The following is a 5,594-nucleotide window of genomic DNA, read 5'->3' as shown; positions in this document are numbered from 1 at the left end:
GCCAAGACGGTTGCTCAGTCCTGTGCGTCGCCTTCCGGATGGGGCCGGCGCTGCCGCAACCCGACCTGGGGAGCAACGCCGGTATTGCGAGCCTCGGCCTCGGCTTCCCGGCGGACCGCACGCACCGCGCCCTCTGCCTGCCAGCTTCCTCCGATGGCCGCGTACCCCAACCCCGCCAACATGCCGGCGAGGGAATTGCTCAAAAAGTCCTGCTGACTTAGCGTCCCCCCGCGGTTCACATTCCCGGGGATGTTGAAGACGGCATTCCCCGCCGAGATGGCGGTGATGCGCGCAGGCGTCTGGTCCAGCAAACGGCCATAGTCCGTTCCCGTGACGCGAGGATTCCATTGCTGCACCGTACCGGAATGCAGCGCCTCCTGCTGGGTGACGGATATCCAGTCCGCGGTCTCCACCGCCCAGTTGATGGCGGCCTTGATGGCGGACACCCCTGCAATGTCGCCCCACGCATCGCTTCGGGCGCCACTGCTGCTGGCCCCATCCAGCAGCACGGCGCGGGCGGCAGCAGTATCCCCTCCCAGAATCGGAAGCTGGGACCACGCGTTGTTGCCCACGACGTTGGCCAGTCCATAGAACAGGCTGGCCGAGTTGAGGTGGCTGCCGCTCACGCCGCCGGACGTTTCCTCCTGCGTGCCGACCATGCTGAAGGACGCCTGAATGAAGTCGCGTGCGAAGGAATACGCAACGGTCTTGATGTCCCCTGCAAGCACATCGGTGGCCATGCCCACGTTGCCGGTGAGCGTGCCATGCAGCGACAGCCCGATTGAGGCCATGGACGCACCGATCTGCTCCAGCGTCACGATGCGCGACATGAGCTGCTGCGTCTGGCGCATTGACGCGCGCTGATGGTCCGAACATTCGGCCCATTGCTCCGCGGTCATCGCATGAAAACCCCGCGCGGCCGTGTCCGGATCGCGCGCCTCGCGCCGTTCCCGCATCACGGCCATGCCGATGTTGAGCAGCCCCACGCCCACCTGCATGCCCAGGACCATGTTGGGCGGTGTGGCGCGAAACGCGACCTTCATGGACTCCCCCATCATCTCGCGCAGAAAGGTGGGCACGAAGACCGAAGCCGCCTGGTGGATGCCATGGCCCAGTACCGCGCCCATGATGCGCTGGCTGGGCAGCATCGAACCCACGGCCTGCACGGTGGTGGACTCCGAGACCGCGGTGCGGGCCGCAGTGGCCGCCTCCCCGAGCCGGTGCAAGGCCGCCCCTCCGGTTTCCATCGCGCCGATGCCCAATTGCCGCAGCATCGCGTTCCAGCTCTGCGGCTCAGGCACCGCCGGCTCCTCGTGTTCCTGCAGCTCTGGCATATCGACCCGGCGACTGGCGCGCAGGAACCGGTCCAGCGGGATATCAACGAGCTCTTCCAGCGCCGGCAACTGGCCCATGGGCGAGAACGACGCATTGGTGTTTGAAACCTCGGTCATCGCCGTTCCCTCACCGAAACCACCGGCGTTCGGAGTAACGGGTTCGCTGCTAATCCAGCGACGGCTGCCTCCGGATAGAGGGGTATGGAAGGATTCGGAACGCGTAGGACTGGACAGCAGGGAGAAGGAATCCCCTTCTTGAAGCGCCTGGCGCGGCGGCATCGTCTGCGGATGCGCATGGGACAGGCCTCGCCGGCCGGTCAGCGACTCGTGCTGAAGGCGTCCGGAAATGCTGGCGCCCGAGGAGCGGGCCTGGGGCGTCTGAGGTTCAGGGGAAAGTGTGGGGCGGATCGGTGTGGTCGAACCGGACGCGTTCGTTTTATTGAGCATGGGTACGCTCCTTGTGGCCGCCGGAGGCTTCGGGTGCCGCGCAGGGAACGCCCGCCTGCACGGCATTGGCCAGCGCAGCCAGTTGCAGAATGTGCCAAGCGACGACCTCCGCCGAGGCGTTGCCCAGTGGACACCGGCACAGCAGTTGCGGCCCCGCGAAACCGCGGGCAAAAACGGCTCCAAGGCTGAGCATCAGCTGCGTGGATGCCTGCAGCGCGGCCACGCGCCGGGCCGGATCGTCCAGGCAGTCTGCGAGCAAGGGCGCTGTCATGATCAGCGCCTCCTCGTCCACGTCGGGCACCAAGGCAATGGTGCGGCTTTCCAGAGCGATGGTTCCGGTGCGCGAGGCATCCTTTGCCTGCTCCTGCGATGCGCCCAGGAACAAGGCCGTGTCCCTGACCAGCGCCAGAACGCGGGATGACGCTTCGAACTCCTGCACAGGGGCGGGTGGCTGCGGGCGGGGTGCGAGAACGGCGCTCATTGCACACCTCCTTTGCGCGGCGAGGCTGCGCCCAGTGCCAGCACCCCCTCCCGGGTGCCTTGGCACATGACCAGCAAGCCGCCAAGCTGCGCGGCAAGAAGCTGCTCGTTTTCCTGCTGCGTCTCCAGGCGGCGCACCAGCACGGCATCGCCGTTGTCTTCCATGCCATAGCCCCAGTCGGAGCTGAGCATCGACTGCCCGTTGGCGACCAGCAGCGCGTCGGTCCAGGTTTCCGCCGGAACATGCTCGGGCCGGGCCATCGTGGCAATGGCGGCCCATGGGCCATTGTCCCGATGGCTCAGGGGTGCCACGCGCAGCGTGAACGGCCCCACTTTCGCTTCGCCCGTTTCTCCAAAAATCCGGGCAGTGGCCTCGTCGGCCCCCAGTTGCAGGGCTGCGTCCCTGGCACAGGCCTTGCGCCGGGATGACAGTGCGGGGCCACGCACGGGTGGCTTCGGTTTTGCGTTTTTCATCGTCGTTCTTTCAACCGTTATCGCTTATATATTTCCGCGCGACATGCGGATTTGGTGCCCTTTACACCAGCCGGCAGTCGTCTCTGAAAATGTGCCGGCCGTTCCATCGTTGAATGTGCGAAGGCGCCACATGCCTCGACAAGCGAAGCGATTGGCCGGGTTGCGAAAAACAAAGTTGACAGGAACGCGCGACATTGAACCTTGGCAGGCGCGCCGGATCATGGCCCCCCCGCCGAGCCGTCGATTCCATCAGGCCGCAAGGTGCATCGCGCAGCGTGGAATCCTTCCATTCAATGCACCAACGCAAATGAGAAATATTCTCATTTGTGTGACAATGTGCGCCGTGAGCCAGACAACCTGCAGGGACGACGGTGCCGCGATCGGCAGTGTTCAGACCGCGCGAGAGGGTATCCAGCAGACAACCCTTTTCGACGCACTCCATGGTTCACTGCCTGCACCTCCGGCCTGTTTCTCTTGCGCACGGCGCCCTGCGCTTCGCCCCCATTCCGCATGCCCTTCGCCCGCTGGCGGGTGCTGCGCTCCTGGCGGTCCTCGCCGCCCCTGCCGCGCCGGCGTGGGGACAGGGCTCCGGCACCGGCACCCCAGGCGCCGTGAGGACGGCACTGCTGCCGCAGGTGGACGTGGTGGACGAGGCCGAACGCAGTCCAGGCACCTCCACCGTCGTCAGCGGCGAGGCACTGGAGCAGGCTGGCAGCATGAAGGACGTGGTGCGCAACCAGCCGCTGGTCTCGGCCCCGGGCACCGCTGCGGGCACCACCCGCAATCGCAGCAGCTTCGACCGCTCCGGCACGACGGGCTACAACATCCGCGGGATCGAAGGCAACCGCGTGGGCATGGACGTGGACGGCGTGGAAATGCCCGACGCCACCACCCGCCCCTACGTGAGCCGCGTGGGCGCGAACACCTTCGGCATCGGACGCGACTTCATCGACCCCGAGATGTTTTCCTCGGTCAACATCCTGTCCGGCACCACCTCCGCCAAGCGCTCCGCCGGCGGCATCGGGGGCGCCGTGAGCTTCAAGACCAAATCGGCGAGCGACTACCTGCGGGGCGACCGGACCTCGTACCTGGGCGCCAAGATCGGCTACGACTCGGCCGACCGAGCATGGAACGAGAGCTTCACCGGCGCCGCCCGCAGCGGCGACCTCGATGGCCTGATCGCCTATTCGCGCCGGGACGGCCACGCGGCGCGCAACCACAGCGACGTGGTGAACAGCTACCCCGACGACTGGCACTCGGACGCCTGCTGCTCAAGGGCGGCCTGCGCGTGGACGGCAGCAATCGGCTGGAACTCTCGGCCGACCTGTACCGCCGCAAGAATGACACCTTCTTCCACGGGTGGAACACCACCAACACGGCCATCACCGAGCAGTCCCGCCAGGCCAGCGACACGGAGCGCAACACGCTGCAGCTGACCCACCAGTGGACGCCGCGCAATGCCTGGGTGGACCACGCGGACACCCGCCTGTACTTCCAGGACACGGGCACCACGGACGTGACCGACACCACCACGCTGGCCACCGGCGCCCTGGTGCGCAATCTTTCCGAGAACCAGACCCGCACCTGGGGGGCGTCCACCACGGCGGACAAACGCATCGGCCGGCACCAGCTAAGCTTCGGCGCCAATGCCTCCACCCAGGACGTGGACCGCCCCTGGAACGTGGCGGGCTACATGAAGCCCCAGCCCGACACCACCACCCGGCGCCTGGGCGCCTTTCTCCAGGACGACATCGCCTTCGATGCGGGCGGCAAGCGGCTTGCCGTGATTCCCGCCCTGCGCGTGGACCGCATCGACATCCAGACCCGCAACCTCGGCAACTTCGTCTCCGGCGTGCTCACCGAGCAGGACGTGAGGCGCCTGTACGGCAATGCGCCCTCCACCACCCTCTGGAGCCCCAGCCTGGGCCTGACCTATGACCTCGCGCCGCGCTTCATCACGTATGCGCAGTACAAGCGCAGCGGCCGCGCGCCGTCGCCGGGCGAGATCTTCGGCTCGTGGAACATGGCCAGCAACTACGCCACGGGCAACCAGTACGCGCTGATCGGCAACCGCGACCTGAAGGAAGAGTCGAGCAACGCGTTCGAGGTGGGCGTCAAGGGATCGCCGGCCGACGGCGTGACGCTCAACAGCTCGGTCTTCTATACGCGCTACCGCGATTTCATCGCCTACACCCGCTACACGCGCGCCAGCGCGCCCAGCCTGTTCACGAACGTGCCTGCGCACATCGGCACCATCTACCAGGCCGAGAACCGCGACGAAGCCACCATCTACGGCCTCGAATTGAGCGCACGCCTGGAACACGGCCAGTGGAGCCCGGCGGCCCGCGGCCTGTACACCACCTGGGCGGTGAGCCTGAGCAAGGGCACGTCGCGGTCGCACTACGCCGGCGACAAGGATGTGGCGCTCGACTCCGTGCTGCCACGCAAGGCCATCGTCGGCGTGGGCTACGACGCACCCATGAAGCAATGGGGCGTGAACTTCACCGGCACCTTCGTGGCCGCCAAGCGGGCAGAGGCCACCAACCGCGACAGCTACACCAACGCGGGCGCGGCGCTCACCGACGCCACCACCCAGCTGTTCCGCGTGCCCGGCTATTCCGTGCTCGACCTGAGCGGCTACTGGCAGGTGAACAAGAGCGTGCGCCTGCAGGCCGGCATCTACAACCTGACCGACAAGCGCTACTGGGACTACGCCAGCGCCCGCAGCCTGCAGCCTTCGGTGGCGCGCGACCAGCGCGACATCGAACTGCTCACCCATGCCGGCCGCACGGTGGCGGTGTCGATGTCCGTCGCGTTCTGATCCGCCCGCGCCGGCCTCAGCCGGCCTTCTTTTTCCCA

5 protein-coding genes are annotated in these 5,594 nt (G+C 66.8%); 2 read left to right on the top strand and 3 right to left on the bottom strand.

What is annotated here, in order from left to right:
- Window positions 1–14: 14 nt before the first annotated feature.
- From AC27KI_RS17785 to AC27KI_RS17775, 3 genes are all read right to left on the bottom strand, one after another.
- The gene (locus tag AC27KI_RS17785; RefSeq protein WP_487115029.1) at window positions 15–1,613 is read right to left on the bottom strand and encodes a hypothetical protein; all 1,599 of its coding nucleotides are present in this window, start codon (window positions 1,611–1,613) and stop codon (window positions 15–17) included.
- Between the two features lie 157 nt (window positions 1,614–1,770).
- Window positions 1,771–2,262 (bottom strand): hypothetical protein, encoded by a 492-nt coding sequence (locus AC27KI_RS17780; RefSeq protein WP_487115027.1) that lies wholly within the window; start codon window positions 2,260–2,262, stop codon window positions 1,771–1,773.
- A complete protein-coding gene (locus AC27KI_RS17775; RefSeq protein ID WP_487115025.1) occupies window positions 2,259–2,522 on the bottom strand; it encodes a hypothetical protein in 264 nt (87 codons plus the stop codon). The genes AC27KI_RS17780 and AC27KI_RS17775 overlap by 4 nt, the downstream gene beginning before the upstream one ends.
- A gap of 653 nt (window positions 2,523–3,175) precedes the next feature.
- Between AC27KI_RS17775 and AC27KI_RS17770 the strand changes: the two genes are divergently transcribed.
- Together AC27KI_RS17770 and AC27KI_RS17765 are read left to right on the top strand one after the other, a co-directional pair.
- Window positions 3,176–4,171 (top strand): TonB-dependent receptor plug domain-containing protein, encoded by a 996-nt coding sequence (locus tag AC27KI_RS17770; protein ID WP_487115023.1) that lies wholly within the window; start codon window positions 3,176–3,178, stop codon window positions 4,169–4,171.
- Window positions 4,060–5,556, top strand: coding sequence for a TonB-dependent receptor domain-containing protein (locus AC27KI_RS17765; protein WP_487115031.1), 1,497 nt, complete (start codon window positions 4,060–4,062; stop codon window positions 5,554–5,556). The genes AC27KI_RS17770 and AC27KI_RS17765 overlap by 112 nt, the downstream gene beginning before the upstream one ends.
- Window positions 5,557–5,594: the final 38 nt, after the last annotated feature.

The organism is Acidovorax sp. KPB24-03 (genome assembly GCF_057546605.1).
Note: the sequence above shows the minus strand (reverse complement) of the source record. Positions and strands in the feature narration are given on the sequence as shown.

Excerpts from the sequence above, each read along its gene's own strand:
- AC27KI_RS17785 (WP_487115029.1), bottom strand. The coding sequence starts at position 1,613 with ATGCCGCCGCGCCAGGCGCTTCAAGAAGGGGATTCCTTCTCCCTGCTG.
- AC27KI_RS17780 (WP_487115027.1), bottom strand. The coding sequence starts at position 2,262 with ATGAGCGCCGTTCTCGCACCCCGCCCGCAGCCACCCGCCCCTGTGCAG.
- AC27KI_RS17775 (WP_487115025.1), bottom strand. The coding sequence starts at position 2,522 with ATGGCCCGGCCCGAGCATGTTCCGGCGGAAACCTGGACCGACGCGCTG.
- AC27KI_RS17770 (WP_487115023.1), top strand. The coding sequence starts at position 3,176 with ATGGTTCACTGCCTGCACCTCCGGCCTGTTTCTCTTGCGCACGGCGCC.